Here is a 17,735-nt window from a genome sequence, read left to right on the forward strand (position 1 = left end):
GGAATGATTAACAAGTTATTAATTGCCAACCGCGGCGAAATCGCAGTGCGGATCATCCGCGCCTGTAAGGAACTCGATGTGGAAACAGTGGCTGTTTATTCTGAAGCCGACAAAGAAGCACTCCATGTTCAGCTTGCTGATGAAGCATACTGCATTGGACCGACAGCTTCCAAAGACAGCTATTTAAATTTCACGAATATCGTGAGCGTGGCTAAGCTGACGAATTGCGATGCTATTCATCCGGGCTATGGTTTTTTGGCAGAGAATGCTGACTTCGCAGAGTTGTGCCGCGAATGCAACATTATTTTCGTCGGGCCGTCACCGGAAGCTATTACGCAAATGGGAACAAAAGACGTAGCTCGCGAGACGATGGAAAAGGCTGGAGTGCCGATTGTTCCAGGCTCGAACGGGATCATTCAGTCGATTGAGGATGGTCTTTCTACGGCGGAAGGGATCGGTTATCCGGTTATTATTAAGGCAACAGCAGGCGGAGGCGGAAAAGGCATCCGTGTTGCCCGCAATGAAGAAGAGCTCAAAAAAGGGATCAACATGACCCAGCAAGAGGCAGCGACGGCATTTGGAAACCCGGGCGTCTACTTAGAGAAATTCATTGAGGATTTCCGCCATGTTGAAATTCAAGTGCTGGCAGATACGCATGGGCATGTGATTCATCTTGGAGAGCGCGACTGTACAATTCAGCGCCGCATGCAAAAGCTGTTGGAGGAAACGCCTTCTCCGGCGCTGGATGAAACTGTCAGGGAAGAAATGGGGAACGCTGCTGTAAAAGCTGCACAAGCTGTTAACTACACGGGAGCCGGCACAGTAGAGTTTATTTATGACTACCAGCAAAGAAAATTTTATTTCATGGAAATGAATACGCGCATCCAGGTAGAACATCCTGTAACGGAAATGGTGACAGGCGTAGACTTGATTAAAGAACAAATTCGGGTAGCCTCAGGCCAAGAGCTGTCTTTGAAGCAAGAGGATGTCGAATTCACAGGCTGGTCGATTGAATGCCGGATCAATGCGGAAAATCCTGAGAAAAACTTTATGCCATCTCCGGGCAAAATCACGGATTATATGCCGCCGGGAGGCTTTGGGGTCCGCGTGGATTCAGCTGCTTATCCAGGGTATACCATTCCGCCGTACTATGATTCTATGATTGCTAAGTTAATTACATACGGAGCTACGCGCGAAGAAGCCATTGCCCGTATGAAAAGAGCGTTAAGCGAGTTTGTTATTGAAGGAATTCATACAACGATTCCTTTCCACATCAGACTGCTTGAGCATGAGCAGTTTGTCGGCGGGGATTTTAACACGAAGTTTCTTGAGAAATATGACATAATGAAAGCGGAGGTGTAATCAATGGCAGAAAACAATCAAACAGCTAATCAAGTATTAGAAATGAGCAATGGGGATAACGGACTGGGCCGAATCGAAATTGCGCCGGAAGTTATTGAAGTTATTGCCGGCATTGCCGCTTCTGAAGTGGAAGGCGTAGAAAAAATGCGCGGAAGCTTCGCCTCTGGTGTAGTTGAGCGCCTCGGCAAGAAAAATCACGGAAAAGGCGTTCGTGTTGATTTGACAGAAGAAGGCATCAAAATTGATGTCTATTGTGTGATCGCATTTGGGGTATCCATTCCGAGTGTGGCCCAAAAAATTCAAGATAGCATTCGCCAAGCATTATTAAATATGACAGCGTTAGTGGCAGAAGAAGTAAATATCCACGTTGTCGGCATTCAATTCGAAACAAAAAACAGTGAAAGCGATTTCGCTCCGGAAGTGTAAGCGGGAAAAAACCAAAGGGAGAGCCCTTTGGTTTTTTCTATGAACCAGGTTTTTTCATCAGAAGATGTGACTTCCTTTGAATATATGCTATTATCTTTTTATAATGCAGAAAAAGGCTAAATAAAGGAGCTAGAAACACATGAAAAGACGTACAGCACGTGAAAAAAGCCTGCAGGCGCTTTACCAAATTGATGTAAGCGGCGCGGAGCCGGAAGCAGCGATTACAAACGTTCTCGAGGAAGCACCAGCCGATGAGTATTTACACAAAAGTGTAATAGGAACCATCGAGCATAGAGAGGAAATCGATGAGCTCATCAAGGCTCATTTAGAAAAATGGTCCTTTGACCGTCTGGCTAAAGTGGACCGGAACATTTTGCGTCTTGCCGTGTTCGAAATGAAATACGGAGAGGACGTACCAGAGAAAGTAGCAATTAATGAAGCGATTGAACTTGCTAAACAATTTAGCGATGAACAATCCGGCAAATTTATTAATGGGGTTTTATCAAGGATTAAAGAATCCTTGTAATGGATTGAAGAAGAAAGGGGAAAGCAACAATGACAGCAGCTATTATTGATGGGAAGAAAATTGCAAGCGATATTCGCAAGGAATTAAAACAGGAAATCGAAGAACTTCAAGCGCAAGGGGTCACTCCTGGATTAGCCGTTATTTTAGTAGGAGACGATCAAGCTTCACATACATACGTGCGCAATAAAGACAAGGCGTGTGCGGAAGTGGGCATTCATTCCGAGATCTACCGCTATTCGGCCGACCTGTCTGAAGAGGAGCTTCTGCAGAAGGTGGAAGAGTTAAACGCTGATCCGGCTATTCATGGTATTCTCGTTCAGCTTCCTTTGCCGGCTCACTTGTCCGAAGATAAAGTCATTGACGCGATTTCTCCGGAGAAGGATGTAGATGGTTTTCATCCGGTGAACGTTGGGAAAATGGCGATCGGCAAGCCGGCTTTTTATTCTTGCACTCCTTACGGCATTATTAAAATGCTGGAAAGAGAAAATATTTCGCTAGAAGGCAAGCATGTCGTTGTTGTTGGGCGGAGTAACATCGTTGGCAAGCCAGCAGCTCTCCTGTCATTAAAAGAGAGTGCAACTGTCACAGTTTGCCATTCACGAACAAAAGACCTCTCTGCTTTTACACGGCAAGCCGATGTAGTCATTGCGGCAGTTGGAAAGGCAAAGTTTTTGAAGAAGGACGACTTTAAGCCGGGAGCGGTCGTTATTGATGTCGGGATGAACCGGGACGAAAACGGCAAATTATGCGGCGATGTGGACTTTGAAAGTGCAAAGGAAACAGCCGGCGCCATTACTCCAGTGCCAGGCGGGGTCGGACCAATGACGATCACGATGCTGCTTTACAATACTGTGCAATCGGCGAAACAAACAGCAGGGCGGACTGTTAAATAATCTTTCATATGAAAAGCTGTCTCTTAATCATGTTATAATGAGGAGGCAGCTTTTTAGCTTGACCGGAAAAGGTGGAATGAAAATGGAAGCCGAACGCTATTTAACCGTTAAAGCATTAACTAAATATATAAAAAGAAAATTTGATGCCGATCCCCATTTAACGAATGTATATGTTAGGGGAGAGATTTCCAACTTTAAACGCCACTCCAGCGGGCATATGTATTTCACGTTAAAAGATGAAAAAGCCCGGATTTTGGCTGTTATGTTTTCTTCAGCCAACCGCTCCTTGAAATTTCAGCCGGAAAATGGCATGCAGGTGCTTGTGGCCGGTGAGATCACCGTCTATGAAGCAGGCGGACAATATCAAATTTATGTGAAGTCCATGCAGCCTGATGGCATCGGCAGCTTATATTTGGCTTTTGAACAGCTGAAAACGAAGCTTGCGAAAGAAGGGCTTTTTGACGAAAATAGAAAAAGGCCGCTGCCTGTTTATCCGAAAACGGTCGGTGTCGTGACTTCACCGACGGGAGCAGCCGTCAGAGACATCATTACAACCATTAAACGGCGTTACCCGATAGCGGAAATACTAATTTATCCTGCTCTTGTGCAAGGAGACAACGCGGCTCCGTCCGTTGCAGCTGCAATTCAGCGGGCTAACGGCGACGAACGCGCCGATGTGCTGATTGTCGGCCGCGGAGGAGGATCTATTGAAGAGCTGTGGGCCTTCAATGAAGAAATAGTCGCACGCGCGATCAACCTCTCAGCTATTCCGGTTATTTCAGCTGTCGGACATGAAACCGATGTGACCATTGCCGATTTTGCCGCTGATAAAAGAGCGCCGACGCCGACAGCCGGCGCTGAAATGGCAGTTCCTCATCTTGAAGAGGTGCTGGAGAGGGTAGCTGTCCGCAAAACGAGACTGATCCGGTCGATATCGGAGAAAGTGAGGCGGGAGAGAAAGCGGCTGGAAAGCGCCAGGAACGCTTATATTCTCCGCAATCCGCAGACGCTGTACAGACAGCAGCAAGAACGTCTGGACCGCTTGACAGAGATGCTGGCCAAAGGACAATCCATATATATAAAGAACACAACAGCAAAAATCAGCGACTTGACGGAAAGGCTGCGCCGGAACCACCCGCAACGCAAGATTACTGAAGCCAAGCAGCAAATCAGCCGCCTGGATGCGTCTCTTTCCAGAGAGATCGGCATGCTTTTGCGGAGCAAGAAAGAGGGTTTAGGCCGCAATATTTCCATGCTGGATGCTTTAAGTCCCCTAAAGATTATGGAGCGCGGCTACAGTCTCGCTTATGATGAAGGAGACAATCTCATCAAGTCAAGCACCGGAGTGCAGGCAGGAGACCGGGTGAAGGTGGAACTTATGGATGGCCATCTTATGTGCCAAGTTCAGTCAATTGAGGTGAAAAAGAATGGAAAATAAAGAAGTGACATTTGAGGAAGCAATGGAGGAATTAGAGTCAATTATTGTAAAGCTGGAAGAGGGGGATGTGCCGCTGGAAAAAGCTTTAAGCCTTTATCAAAAAGGAATGGAGCTTTCCGGTTTTTGCCACACCTTGTTAAGTCAGGCAGAGGAGCAGTTGGCAAAGTTAATAACAGATGACGGAGAAAAAGAGTTTTCTATTGACGAGGGGGAGTAAAGATGGCTGGTACATTATCTGCTTTTATGCAGGAATATAAGGATGTTTTAGAGAGAGAAATGAAAGAGTTAATTACCAACTTACAGGCACCGTCCGTATTAAAAAAAGCGATGGATTATTCGCTGCAAGCGGGAGGAAAACGCATCCGCCCAATGTTGCTGTTTGCCACGCTGGCTTCGTTTGGAAAGAATCCAAGGACTGGTCTGGCGGCAGCCGCTGCACTGGAAATGATTCATACATATTCGCTTATCCATGATGATCTGCCAAGTATGGATGACGATGATTTAAGACGGGGACAGCCGACTAATCATAAAGTGTTTGGAGAAGCAGCCGCTATTCTGGCTGGAGACGCCTTGCTGACCTATGCCTTTCAAGTGATTGCCCAATCAAACAGTTATTCAAGCGAGCACAAAGTAACGTTAATTGAATGGCTCGCTGAAGCGGCTGGACCTGAAGGAATGGTAGGCGGCCAAATGGCTGACATCGAAGGAGAAACGAAAAAGTTAACGCTCGATGAATTAGAGTACATTCATAAAAACAAAACAGGATGCTTGCTTGCTTATAGTGTCATGGCAGGTGCTTTGCTAGCCGGCGCGAATGAAGAGCAATTGGCTCATTTCCGTCAGTACGCTTTCCACATCGGCCTTGCTTTCCAAATTCAGGATGATATTTTAGATGTAGAAGGCTCAGAAGAAAAGCTTGGCAAGCGGGTGGGCAGCGACTCGGCCAATCATAAAAGCACTTATCCGGCCTTGCTGACGATGGAAGGTGCCAAAAAACAACTGGCCAAGCATGCAGAGGCAGCACAGGCGGCTCTTCTTCAAACACACACCGATTCCGCCCTGCTGCTTGAACTTGTGGATTTAATTGCTACGCGCGATCAGTAAGAAAATTGACTAAAATTGTTGTGATTTGTTCTATGTGGTATAATGATAGTGCTATTTTCAGTAAATTGCCGTTATCACACTCTGTGTTAGCGGCTATTTTTTCAAAGTCTTTCTCCATAAGGACATAAACAAAGTTGTCGATTTTTTCGGGTAAAAAGTTGTGGAAAATAAGGATCGCGTTATAATAAGGAAAGTGAAATGACACAGTTATGAAAGTGAGTGATCCGATTGGATCTTTTATCTATTGAAAGTCCCGCCTTTTTAAAAGGCCTGACGATTGATGAATTAAATGAATTAAGTAAAGACGTTCGCCAATTTTTGATTGAGAACTTGTCAAGAACAGGAGGGCATATCGGCCCTAACCTTGGCGTTGTTGAATTGACTATTGCCTTGCACCGCTGCTTTAACAGTCCGCAGGATAAGATTTTATGGGATGTTGGCCATCAATCCTACGTTCATAAAATACTGACTGGCCGCGCCGATCAGTTTGAAACACTGCGCCAGTATAAAGGTCTCTGCGGCTTCCCTAAAACGGCTGAGAGCGAACATGATGTATGGGAGACCGGTCATAGCTCCACTTCGTTATCGGCAGCCATGGGCATGGCGATTGCACGGGATTTAAAGAAGGAGCAGTCCTACATCGTCCCGGTTATTGGCGATGGGGCATTAACTGGCGGAATGGCGCTGGAGGCACTGAATCATATCGGCCATGAGAAAAAGAATATGATCGTCATCCTGAATGATAATGAAATGTCTATTGCTCCGAACGTTGGTGCGCTTCACAGTATTCTCGGGCGTCTGCGGACAGCCGGCAAGTACAACTGGGTGAAAGACGAACTCGAGGCTTTATTGAAAAAAATTCCGGCCGTTGGCGGAAAGATGGCACAAACAGCCGAACGCTTAAAAGACAGTTTGAAATACTTGCTCGTCTCCGGCATGTTTTTTGAAGAGCTTGGATTTACTTATTTAGGGCCGATCGATGGTCACAGTTATGAAGAGCTTCTGGAAAATCTGCAGTATGCCAAGAAGACAGAAGGTCCTGTTCTCCTGCATGTGCTAACGAAAAAAGGAAAGGGATTTGGACCGGCCGAACTCGATAAAAAAGGGACTTGGCACGGGACAGGCCCTTATAAAATGGACACAGGCGACTTAATTAAGCCTGTCGGACAGCCTCCCGCATGGAGCGCTCTCGTTAGTGAAACAGTTAGAAAGATCGCCCGGACAGATGACCGAGTTGTGGCGATTACGCCGGCTATGCCGGTGGGATCTAAATTGTTAGGATTTGCGGAAGAATTCCCTGACCGGATGTTTGATGTCGGAATTGCTGAACAGCACGCTGCCACTGTTGCTGCCGGCCTGGCTACACAGGGCATGAAGCCGTTTTTGGCGATCTACTCGACGTTCCTGCAACGAGCCTATGATCAGGTCGTTCACGATATTTGCCGTCCTAATTTAAACGTATTTATCGGCATTGACCGGGCAGGGCTTGTCGGCGCTGATGGAGAGACCCATCAAGGCGTGTTCGATATTGCCTTTTTGCGGCATATACCGAATATGGTTCTAATGATGCCGAAAGATGAAAATGAAGGCCAGCATATGGTCAATACGGCTGTCCAGTATGACAATGGACCGATTGCTATGCGTTTCCCGCGCGGCAACGGACTTGGAGTAGCGATGGATGAAAAGCTGAAAGAAATTCCGATCGGTTCATGGGAAGTGCTGCGGGAAGGTACGGACGTTGCGATTCTAACATTTGGCACAACAATTCCGATGGCCCTGAAAGCAGCAGAGGTAGCGAACAAACAAGGGGTATCAGTGAAAGTGATCAATGCCCGCTTCATCAAACCGCTCGATGAAGCGCTGCTGCTGGATCTGCTTAAAGACAACATGCCGATTTTAACGATTGAAGAAGCTGTTTTGCAGGGCGGCTTTGGCAGTGCTGTGCTTGAATTTGCGCATGATCAGGGCTTTTACGGGCATGCAATCGACCGCATGGGTATCCCAGACTGCTTTATTGAGCATGGAAGCGTCAATGCATTGCTTGAGGAGATCGGCCTGACTGAAGAGACAGCTGTTCGGAAACTGTTGGCAATGACACCAAAAAAACAGAAAAGAGCATAAGTAATGAAAGCGAAGAAAGAACGTATTGATGTACTGCTCGTGGAAAGAGGGCTTATCGAAACGAGGGAAAAGGCGAAACGGGCGGTTATGGCAGGCTTGGTCTATTCTAATGAAGAACGGCTTGACAAGCCTGGCGAAAAAATCCCGTCTGATGCCCCTCTCCAAATAAAAGGGAATGTGCTTCCTTATGTAAGCCGCGGCGGATTGAAATTAGAGAAAGCATTAAAGGTATTTGCCCTGGATATTAAAGACAAAATCATGATCGACATCGGTTCATCGACGGGAGGATTTACAGATTGTGCCCTGCAAAATGGAGTGCGGCTGTCTTACGCTTTGGATGTAGGGTACAATCAACTGGCATGGAAACTGCGCCAAGACGAGCGGGTGGTTGTGATGGAGCGGACAAATTTCCGCTATGTTACTCTAGAGGACTTGAAGGAAGGGGCGCCAGAGTTTGCTACGATTGATGTGTCCTTTATCTCGCTTTCGCTGATCCTTCCTGTTTTAAAAACGCTGCTCGTTCCGGGAAGCGACACAGTAGCCTTGATTAAACCCCAGTTTGAAGCCGGGAAAGAACAGGTTGGCAAAAAAGGCATTGTCAGAGATCCTGCCATTCATATAGAAGTAATTGAAAAAATTATCAATCTTGCCCTCGGTCTGGGTTATGATGTAAAGGATCTTTCTTTTTCCCCAATTACTGGAGGGGACGGCAATATCGAATTTTTGATTCATCTCAACTGGCCCCACGCAGAGTCGGTAACAGGAGAGAATTTGTTTCAAGAAACAGTTGATTCCGTTGTCCGAGCTGCACATTCAGAATTAAAGCAGCTCAAAAAAACAAATTAATCGCAAGACAAAACTGGCCAGGAGCTTCTGGCCAGTTTTCTTGTTTGAAATAGAATGATTTTTCCCTTAGTTCATCAACCTAAGGACAGAGAATCAAAGCAGGTTCGATTGTTTGAAAAAAGTTTCTACGCTATACATTGGAAGTTAAATAAGATAAAATGTTGTATATTCAGGTATATTTATGCGACTTATGAGGTGATGAGCGATGAATAAAGGGCAACGCCATATTAAAATCAGAGAAATTATTGCCAATAATGAAATAGAAACGCAAGACGAGCTAGTGGATTATTTGAAAGAACTTGGCTATAACGTGACACAAGCCACGGTTTCCCGTGATATCAAAGAACTTCATTTAGTGAAGGTGCCTTTAATGGATGGGCGCTACAAGTACAGTTTGCCTGCAGATCAGCGCTTTAACCCGCTGCAAAAACTAAAGCGTTCACTCGTTGATGCGTTTGTGAGCATTGACTCTGCAGGCCACTTTGTTGTTATGAAAACGCTCCCGGGCAATGCTCAGGCAGTTGGCGCCCTAATTGATAATCTGGATTGGGAAGAAATCATGGGCACGATTTGCGGAGATGATACCTGCTTGCTCATTTGCCGGGCGCCTGAACATACATCTACTGTTTCCCAGCGCTTTTTAGAAATGCTTTAATTTGAGGTGAACTGATTTTGCTACAGGAACTGTCCATACGCAACTTTGCGATCATAGAAGAACTCCATGTCTCGCTGGAAAAAGGGCTGACGGTGCTTACCGGTGAAACCGGGGCAGGGAAGTCGATTATTATTGATGCTGTTCATCTGCTTGTCGGCGGCCGCGGATCGTCTGAGTTTGTCCGCCACGGAGAGAAGAAGGCTGAAATTGAAGGGATGTTTCAAATTGACAGCCCGAACCATGCTTGCCTCCAAAAAGCGCAGGAATTCGGCATTGAGGCGGAGGAGGAAACCATTATCATTCGCCGGGAGATTTCCGTCAGCGGCAAGAGCGTCTGCCGCATCAACGGCAAGCTCGTTACTATTGCTATTTTGCGCGAAATTGGCTCTACTCTCGTAGATATTCATGGCCAGCATGAGCATCAAGAGCTAATGGACGCGAGCCAGCATTTGCGTCTGCTTGATCATTTTGGCGGAACAGAAGTATTGGCGGCAAAGGAAAGCTATGCTGACGTTTATAAACGATATGAACAAACGGCTAAAGCGCTCAGCCAGCTAAGCGAAAACGAACAACAAATGGCCCATCGGCTCGATTTGCTGCAGTTTCAGCTGTCTGAAATTCAAAAGGCTGACCTGCAGCTTCACGAAGATGAGGAGCTGATGGAGGAAAAGAGAAAGCTGAGCAACTTTGAGAAGCTGTACGAATCTGTTCAAAATGCGGCCAATGCATTGCAGGGAGAAGGGCGAGGGCTGGATTGGATCGGGCTGGCCATGGCTCAGCTGGAAGCGGCAGCTGAAATTGACGAGTCGTATAAAGCAGCTTATGAAGCTGTATCTGAAAGCTTCTATGTGCTTGAGGATGCAGCCCGCCATGCAGGCTCAGCGTTAGATAGCCTGGAGTTTGATCCGAATCGCCTCAATATCATTGAAGCAAGGTTAAATGAGATTAACCAGCTGAAAAGAAAGTATGGCAGCTCAATTGAAGAGATTTTAGAGTATGGGGCAAAAATTGAAGAAGAAATTGATACATTGACCAATCGGGAAACGCATATCGAGAAATTATCTAATGAACTTTCTGCTTATGAAAAAGATTTGCTGCTTGAAGGCCAGCAGCTCAGCCAGTTAAGACGAAAAACAGCGGAGAAGCTGACAGATGCTATCCATCAAGAGCTCAAGCAGCTTTATATGGATAAAACGGTCTTTCGGATACAGTTTGAAGCCTTCACCGAGAAAGAGGGCTTGCGGTCAAAGCCATTTAAACGGGATGGGCTTGATGAGGTCGAGTTTTATATTTCAACGAACCCCGGCGAGCCCGTTAAACCTCTGTCGAAAGTGGCTTCTGGCGGAGAACTGTCGCGAATCATGCTGGCCATGAAGACCATTTTTTCTGAACATCAAGGCATCACTTCAATCATCTTTGACGAGGTAGACACAGGAGTCAGCGGCCGGGTGGCGCAGGCAATCGGCGAGAAGATTTATGAGGTGGCTGTTCATTCGCAGGTGCTTTGTATCTCCCACTTGCCGCAGGTAGCCGCCATGGCTGATACTCATTTGTACATTTCAAAAATGATGAAGGCCGGCCGGACGAAAACAGTGGTCGAACCGCTGGAAAATCAGGAGAAGATCCGGGAAATTGGCCGGATGATTTCTGGCGTGGAAATGACGGATTTAACGAAGCAGCATGCGAAGGAACTGCTTGATCTCGCTGCTTCGCTAAAGAAAAAATAAAAACAAAGAGAAGCGGCAACATGCAGACATCAAGTGTTTACAATCAGCCCGGTAACTTTTTCTAAATAGATAACTGCCGAATAAGAAGGGAAAGCAGCTGAAGACGTGATGCTGCGGTCAAAGGAGAAGGGGAGATATGCTCATAGAGGTCAGTGATTTTATTTTTAATCTTGGTGTAGCGACCATTTTGTCAATGGTGATGGGGTTAGAACGGGAAATTAAGAAAAAGCCAATCGGCTTAAAAACATGTGTGGTTATTGGAATTACCAGCTGTTTGCTGACGGATGTCTCGATTGAGGCCGCCAATCATTTTGCGATTCCTTATGAAAAGCCAATGGATCCGCTCAGGCTGGCGGCCCAGATTGTATCAGGGATTGGTTTTTTAGGAGCCGGTGTAATTCTAAGGCGAAACAATGATATTATTTCCGGACTGACTACAGCTGCTATCGTATGGGGAGCAGGGGCAATCGGTATTGCTTGCGGGGCCGGTTTTTGGATGGAAGCGATTATTTCTACTTGTTTAATTATTATCAGCGTTGAAATCTTTCCAATTATATTTAAATGGATTGGCCCTAAATCTTTAACAGAAAAGCAGTTGAAAGTGCGGATTATCGTGGATAACGATGAGAAAATGACAGACGTCTTAAAACAAATGAAGCATAAAGGCATGAAAGCAAGCAAAGTCCGTATTAAAGATGTCCAAGAAGGACATCTTCAGCAATTAGACTTAATCATTTTAGTGAACGAAAAGTTATATGCAACAGATGTATATCATGAATTAAAACAAATCACACATGTGACCAGTGTGGAGATGGAAGCCTTGTAAACGAGCTGGTCCGCAAAAATTTGTTGTTGCTTTCCATATTTAACAGCCTGTCCCAGACAGGCTTTTTTTTATTTTCTGCTGTCAGCCCCATCCAACTGTGGGCAGCTTTTTACGTAATAATTGAGCCCCTTCAAGGAGAAAGTATAGATACAGCCGGCAAGAGGGGCTTGACTAGAAGCGAGGAGAGTGAACGGTTTGAACAAGTATCGATCCCATACAATCACTGGTGGAATTCTCCTTGTTTCTTTTGTAGTATGTTTAATTATTTCTTCTTTTATGAATAGCGCCCATGCTGCAGGCATGAGCCATTTGCAAAAAGAAAATGAGCCTTCGGCCGCTAACCTTACGCTGAATGAGAAAACGAAGCTTTTGCAGCTGGCGGGTTTTCCGGAGGACAATGAAAAAGCAGCGGCGATTCGCAAAATCCGTGTTATTCCGGGCGGCCAATCCATAGGGATCAAGCTGAATACATTTGGTGTCCTCGTAGTTGGTCACCATCTTATTGATGCCTCTGGAGGCAAGCTATCCCCGGGAGAGAAAGCAGGCATCAGGGTTGGCGATATGATTGTGGAAATTAACGGGAAGAAAATTGAAAAGATGCAGGATATTAGTCAATTTGTCCAACAGGCAGGCAAGGAAGCCGAGCCGCTTCAGGTGACTATACGCAGAAATGAAAAAATGGTCCGCACAGAGCTACAACCGCTAAAGGATGAAAAGGAGCAATCATATAAGATTGGCCTTTATATCCGGGATTCTGCTTCAGGCATAGGAACGCTGACATTTGTGGAACCTGAGTCAGGAAAATATGGAGCTTTGGGTCATGTGATTGCGGATGCTGATACGAAAAAACCGATTATCGTTCAAGGCGGAGAAATCGTCAAATCGAAGGTTACTTCCATTGAGAAGGGACGGAATGGGAATCCAGGCGAAAAGCTTGCCCAATTTTCAGCCGGCCAGAAAAAACTTGGGGATATAAAGAGGAACAGTCCTTACGGGATATTCGGACAATTGAACGAACCGATTTCTGGCAATATGAAGAAAGAGTCTTATCCGGTTGCCTTGTCTCACGAGGTGAAAGAAGGTCCTGCCAAAATTTTAACCGTGATTGATGGAGAAAAAGTGGAATCGTATGATGTGGAAATTGTCAGTACCATCCCGCAAAAGTATCCGGCTACAAAGGGAATGGTTTTAAAAGTAACAGATAAACGGCTGCTTGATAAAACAGGGGGAATTGTTCAAGGGATGAGCGGCAGCCCGATTATTCAGAACGGAAAAGTCATTGGAGCGGTTACGCATGTATTTGTTAATGACCCGACATCAGGTTATGGCGTTCACATTGAGTGGATGTTAAATGAGGCGGGCGTTTCGTTAACGGAAACAGAGCAAAGGGAAGCAAGTTGAACAAGCGGAGAAATCCGCTTGTTTTTTATATAAACCATTATTAGGAAAAAACTCTCCGTAATGAAAATGGAAGAAATTCGTCGAAAATAAAAGAAAACCAACGAAAAAAATATATATTATTAAAATTTAAAGGAAATCATTTCCCTTTGTCGAAAAAACTATTAGAATAAATGTACAGTTATAAGAGAGCAAACGGATGGGGAGGAATTTAACGATGACTAAAATAAAGGTAGCAATCGTAGATGATAATCGGGATCTGGTAAAAATGCTGGAAGAATATATCTCTTCACAAGAGGACATGGAAGTGACAGGCAGTGCCAACAATGGCCAGGATTGTTTAGACATGCTCCCGGACGCAAAGCCTGATGTGCTTATTCTTGATATTATTATGCCTCACGTTGATGGGCTGGCGGTTCTGGAAAGAATGCGCGAGCTTGATCTTGAAACCTTTCCCAATGTTATTATGCTTACAGCTTTTGGCCAGGAGGATGTCACGAAAAAGGCAGTGGAACTCGGCGCTTCTTATTTCATGTTAAAGCCTTTCGATATGGAAAGCCTTTTCAGCCACATTCGCCAGGTGAGCGGAAAAGAAAATTCCATGATGCGGCGTTCATCGCAGGAAACGTTGAAGCAGCCGGCAAAGAAAACCGTCAATCTCGATGCCAGCATTACAAGCATTATTCATGAGATCGGTGTTCCCGCTCATATTAAAGGATATATGTACTTGCGAGAGGCCATATCGATGGTTTATAACGATATTGAATTGCTCGGTTCCATTACGAAAGTTCTTTATCCAGACATTGCTAAAAAATACAACACTACTGCCAGCCGTGTAGAACGGGCCATTCGTCATGCAATTGAAGTGGCATGGAGCCGCGGCAATATCGACTCTATTTCCAGCTTATTCGGCTACACGGTCTCCATGACAAAAGCCAAGCCAACGAACTCTGAGTTCATTGCGATGGTTGCTGATAAGCTGAGACTTGAACATAAAGCTTCTTGAAAGGGCAAGGATACGGGCAAATAATACCGGCAAATGAAGCTGTCTGCTCTGTTTTTGTACATAACAGCAGGCAGAAAAAGGATGTGTTGCTATGACCGCTATCTTTGCTCATCGCGGTTTTTCTGCCATCGCTCCTGAAAACACAATGGCTGCTTTTCGGGCGGCAGAAACAGCAGGAGCTGACGGCATTGAACTAGACGTTCAGTTGACAAGAGATGGGCGTCTGGCGGTAATTCATGATGAAAAGCTGAATCGGACAACCAATGGCCAGGGGTATGTCAAAGATTGGGACTGGAAGGATTTATCCCGGCTAGAGGCCAAATATAAATTTACAGAAGCTGATCAAGATATTGGCATCCCGCTTTTGGAAGACGTATTTGAGTGGATGCGGGAAAACGAAATTATTTGCAACGTTGAATTAAAAAATAATGAGTTTGCTTATGAAGGCATGGAAGAGAAAGTTATTCGGCTCATTCGGCAATTTAACTATGAAGGCCGCGTCATCCTTTCCTCGTTCAATCATTACTCGTTAACGTATGTATACCGGCTTGCCCCGGATTTAGAGACCGCTGCTCTTTACTCATCTCATCTTTACATGCCGTGGAAATATGCAGAGGCAATTCGGGCTGGAGCGATCCATCCAAATATCCGCACAGTAAAAAGTGAGATCATCCGTTCATCAGTCGAGAATGGCATTCATATTCGCCCATATACGGTAAATAAGGAAAAGCACATTCGCTGGCTTATAGAAGAAGGCTGTACCGGCCTGATTACCGATGATCCTAAAGCGGCTTTGGCCATTCGTGACCAAGTACTGGATACGTAAAAAACTCCTTATGCGCAGTCTGTCAAAAAGCAGAAGCGCATAAGGAGTTTTCATTTGTCTTTAAACTTGTTTTGCACCTTATTATTTTTGCGGTCCCTATGAAAAATGAAGCCGGCGACAAACCCCAGACCCCCGATGAACAAAATGAGACCCACAAGGAACTGCAGCCATAAAAACGGGAAAGGCGACTGCAATATGCCGAATAGCATATCTCTCATTAACTTTATGCCAAGTCCCGCCAGAAAGCCGGGAATAACTAAAACCAATAACGCCAGTAGTCGGATCATTTCAAGTTTACTCCTCCAATTATTACTCACAAAAATCATATCCTACCTGTAAAATTTGTCAAGCGAGATTCACAGGTATACAATAAAAGCATGCAAGAATTTGCAGGCTGAAAGAAAGCGGGGGATGGCTTTATGCAAACAGCTTTAATTATTGGCGGTGGACAAGGCGGCCTTTCAGTTTTAAAAATATTAAAGAATAGTCAAATGATGAAGGTTGCAGCGGTGACAGATGTTGACGAGGGAGCGCCGGCTCTTCAGTTAGCGCGGGAAATGGGGATCCCGACAGGCAAGGACTGGAGAATATTTATGGGGGAACAGCCGGATGTCATTATTGAGGTAACCGGCGACAGCAAGGTGCTGGAAGCGGTTCGCCAATACGCCCCCCGGGCTATCGTTATTCCCGGCAGCGTTGCCTATTTGCTCGCACAACTGCTCAAGCAAAAAGAAGAATTAATTATGCAGCTGAAAAATCAGTCCTACCAATATGATGTTATTTTTGAATCGATTGATGAGGGCATGATCGTCATTGGCGATACAGAAAAAATTATTTTATTTAATAAAAGTGCGGAACGGATATTAGGCATTCGCAAGCAAGAAGCGATAGGGCGCCATATTCAGGACATCGTGCCCAACAGCCGCTTGCCGGAAGTCCTAAAAACGAAACGGGCAGAAATTAATCAGGCGCAGCAGCTCGCCGATAATGAGAAAATCATTACTTCGAGGATTCCCATGATTACTGCCGAGGGGAAAGTGATTGGGGCTTTTTCTATTTTTAAAGATATTACCGAGGTAGTTAACCTGGCTGAGGAAATCACGAATTTGAAGGAAATTCAAACGATGCTTAAAGCCATTATTTTTTCCAGCGATGATGCTATTTCAGTCGTGGACGAAAAAGGGCGGGGGCTGCTCATCAATCCGGCCTATACGAGGTTAACGGGCCTTAGCGAGAAAGAGGTCATCGGAAAGCCGGCAACCATCGATATTTCAGAAGGGGACAGCGTGCACTTGCAGGTGCTGGCGAAGAAACAGCCTGTGCGCGGGGTTAAGATGTATGTCGGTCCTAAAAAGAAGGAAGTCGTTGTGAATGTAGCCCCTATTCTTGTGGATGGCCATTTAAAGGGCAGCGTCGGTGTCATTCATGATTTGACAGAAATTCAATCCTTAACGAAAGAGCTTGACCGCGCAAGGCAAATTATCCGTACGTTAGAAGCCAAGTACACATTCGAGGAAATTATCGGTTGCTCTGAGGAAATGAAAATTGCGGTAGAACAGGCGAAAGCAGGTGCAAACACGCCGGCTACAGTTCTCTTAAGAGGAGAGTCGGGAACCGGAAAAGAGTTGTTTGCCCATGCCATTCATAACGCCAGCGATCGCCGTTATAACAAATTCATCCGTGTCAACTGCGCCGCCTTGACGGAATCACTGCTGGAAAGCGAACTTTTCGGCTATGAAGACGGAGCTTTTTCAGGGGCCCGCCGCGGCGGCAAAAGGGGACTGTTTGAAGAAGCAAATAATGGAAGCATTTTTCTCGACGAAATCGGCGAATTAAGTGCTAATATGCAGGCGAAATTGCTGCGTGTGCTGCAAGAGCAGGAAATTGTCCGCGTCGGCGGGGCAAAAGCGATCGCTGTGAATGTTCGTGTGATTGCTGCTACGAACGTTAATTTGGAAAGGGCCATGGTTGAGGGAACTTTCCGGGAGGACTTATATTACCGCCTGAACCGGATGCCTATACATATTCCGCCGCTTCGCCATCGGAAAGCGGATATTCCGCTTTTGTGTGAACGGCTGATTGCCAAGATTAACCAAGACTATGGAAGAAGCGTGAAAGGCGTGACTTCTCAAGCTATGCAAAAGCTAATGGCCTATTCATGGCCCGGTAATGTGCGCGAATTAGAGAACGTTCTCGGCAGAGCGATGATTTTTCTGAATTACAGTGATTATCTTATTGATGCATCGGCCCTTCCGCCGCTGATAGAAGATAAAGTAGCATCAGCAGAGAAGTCGGCTGAATGGCCAGCCATTGCAAAGGGGCGTTCATTGCAGGAAATGCTTGATCTGTATGAAAAAGAAATTTTGCAATCCCGCCTTGCTGCTAATAAAGGCAATAAAACCGCAGCGGCCAAGGATTTGAACATTTCCATTAGAAATTTATATTACAAGCTGGAAAAGTATCAATTGCATTGAATTGCCTGCAAAAAATTGCGTCCTCTGCAAAAAACTGCAGGGTGAAAAAATGGAAAATAAAGCGTTTTCATGATTCTTGAATTGGCATAGTAATTGCATTATTAAGA

Annotated in this window: 17 protein-coding genes; 16 read left to right on the forward strand and 1 reads right to left on the reverse strand. The window is 45.5% G+C overall.

Translation table 11 applies throughout. From position 1 onward, the window contains the following. The first annotated feature begins 3 nt into the window (after nucleotides 1-3). The 15 genes from accC (at nucleotide 4) to BBA02S_RS00660 (ending at nucleotide 15,154) form a co-directional block, all read left to right on the forward strand. Entirely contained in the window at nucleotides 4-1,362 is a 1,359-nt protein-coding gene (accC, locus tag BBA02S_RS00590; RefSeq protein ID WP_041097159.1) for an acetyl-CoA carboxylase biotin carboxylase subunit, read from the forward strand. A 3-nt stretch (nucleotides 1,363-1,365) separates the two neighbouring features. Beyond that, nucleotides 1,366-1,788 carry an Asp23/Gls24 family envelope stress response protein gene (locus tag BBA02S_RS00595; protein ID WP_041097157.1) on the forward strand — a complete coding sequence of 141 codons (423 nt, stop codon included), beginning with the start codon at nucleotides 1,366-1,368 and terminating at the stop codon, nucleotides 1,786-1,788. A 139-nt stretch (nucleotides 1,789-1,927) separates the two neighbouring features. After that, nucleotides 1,928-2,314, forward strand: coding sequence for a transcription antitermination factor NusB (gene nusB, locus BBA02S_RS00600; protein WP_041097155.1), 387 nt, complete (start codon nucleotides 1,928-1,930; stop codon nucleotides 2,312-2,314). 29 nt (nucleotides 2,315-2,343) lie between these two features. Further along, entirely contained in the window at nucleotides 2,344-3,207 is an 864-nt protein-coding gene (gene folD, locus BBA02S_RS00605; RefSeq protein ID WP_041097153.1) for a bifunctional methylenetetrahydrofolate dehydrogenase/methenyltetrahydrofolate cyclohydrolase FolD, read from the forward strand. An 82-nt stretch (nucleotides 3,208-3,289) separates the two neighbouring features. Beyond that, entirely contained in the window at nucleotides 3,290-4,645 is a 1,356-nt protein-coding gene (xseA, locus tag BBA02S_RS00610) for an exodeoxyribonuclease VII large subunit (RefSeq protein ID WP_041098195.1), read from the forward strand. Continuing rightward, complete coding sequence (gene xseB / locus BBA02S_RS00615; RefSeq protein ID WP_041097151.1) at nucleotides 4,635-4,862, forward strand: exodeoxyribonuclease VII small subunit; 228 nt, start codon at nucleotides 4,635-4,637, stop codon at nucleotides 4,860-4,862. The genes xseA and xseB overlap by 11 nt, the downstream gene beginning before the upstream one ends. 2 nt (nucleotides 4,863-4,864) lie before the next feature. Continuing rightward, nucleotides 4,865-5,749: a polyprenyl synthetase family protein gene (locus BBA02S_RS00620; protein ID WP_041113294.1), complete on the forward strand. Its 885-nt coding sequence runs from the start codon at nucleotides 4,865-4,867 to the stop codon at nucleotides 5,747-5,749. Between the two features lie 228 nt (nucleotides 5,750-5,977). Next, complete coding sequence (gene dxs, locus BBA02S_RS00625; RefSeq protein WP_041097147.1) at nucleotides 5,978-7,870, forward strand: 1-deoxy-D-xylulose-5-phosphate synthase; 1,893 nt, start codon at nucleotides 5,978-5,980, stop codon at nucleotides 7,868-7,870. A 3-nt stretch (nucleotides 7,871-7,873) separates the two neighbouring features. Further along, the gene (locus BBA02S_RS00630; RefSeq protein ID WP_041097145.1) at nucleotides 7,874-8,716 is read left to right on the forward strand and encodes a TlyA family RNA methyltransferase; all 843 of its coding nucleotides are present in this window, start codon (nucleotides 7,874-7,876) and stop codon (nucleotides 8,714-8,716) included. Nucleotides 8,717-8,921: 205 nt separating this feature from the next. Beyond that, nucleotides 8,922-9,371 (forward strand): transcriptional regulator AhrC/ArgR, encoded by a 450-nt coding sequence (gene ahrC / locus BBA02S_RS00635; protein WP_041097143.1) that lies wholly within the window; start codon nucleotides 8,922-8,924, stop codon nucleotides 9,369-9,371. Nucleotides 9,372-9,388: 17 nt separating this feature from the next. After that, a complete protein-coding gene (gene recN, locus BBA02S_RS00640) occupies nucleotides 9,389-11,098 on the forward strand; it encodes a DNA repair protein RecN (RefSeq protein ID WP_041113295.1) in 1,710 nt (569 codons plus the stop codon). Between the two features lie 136 nt (nucleotides 11,099-11,234). Continuing rightward, a complete protein-coding gene (locus BBA02S_RS00645) occupies nucleotides 11,235-11,924 on the forward strand; it encodes an MgtC/SapB family protein (RefSeq protein WP_041097138.1) in 690 nt (229 codons plus the stop codon). Nucleotides 11,925-12,119: 195 nt separating this feature from the next. Next, nucleotides 12,120-13,325 (forward strand): SpoIVB peptidase, encoded by a 1,206-nt coding sequence (spoIVB, locus tag BBA02S_RS00650; protein WP_052475124.1) that lies wholly within the window; start codon nucleotides 12,120-12,122, stop codon nucleotides 13,323-13,325. A gap of 214 nt (nucleotides 13,326-13,539) precedes the next feature. Beyond that, entirely contained in the window at nucleotides 13,540-14,328 is a 789-nt protein-coding gene (gene spo0A, locus BBA02S_RS00655) for a sporulation transcription factor Spo0A (RefSeq protein WP_041113296.1), read from the forward strand. Between the two features lie 91 nt (nucleotides 14,329-14,419). After that, nucleotides 14,420-15,154: a glycerophosphodiester phosphodiesterase gene (locus BBA02S_RS00660; protein ID WP_041097134.1), complete on the forward strand. Its 735-nt coding sequence runs from the start codon at nucleotides 14,420-14,422 to the stop codon at nucleotides 15,152-15,154. 50 nt (nucleotides 15,155-15,204) lie between these two features. On the opposite strand, the gene BBA02S_RS00665 is transcribed toward BBA02S_RS00660, so the two are convergent. Continuing rightward, complete coding sequence (locus BBA02S_RS00665) at nucleotides 15,205-15,441, reverse strand: DUF2627 domain-containing protein (protein ID WP_041097132.1); 237 nt, start codon at nucleotides 15,439-15,441, stop codon at nucleotides 15,205-15,207. 132 nt (nucleotides 15,442-15,573) lie between these two features. Between BBA02S_RS00665 and BBA02S_RS00670 the strand changes: the two genes are divergently transcribed. Further along, nucleotides 15,574-17,628 carry a sigma-54 interaction domain-containing protein gene (locus BBA02S_RS00670; protein WP_041097130.1) on the forward strand — a complete coding sequence of 685 codons (2,055 nt, stop codon included), beginning with the start codon at nucleotides 15,574-15,576 and terminating at the stop codon, nucleotides 17,626-17,628. Nucleotides 17,629-17,735 lie beyond the last annotated feature (107 nt).

Source organism: Bacillus badius NBRC 15713, assembly GCF_001591605.1.
Taxonomy (GTDB): domain Bacteria; phylum Bacillota; class Bacilli; order Bacillales; family Domibacillaceae; genus Pseudobacillus; species Pseudobacillus badius.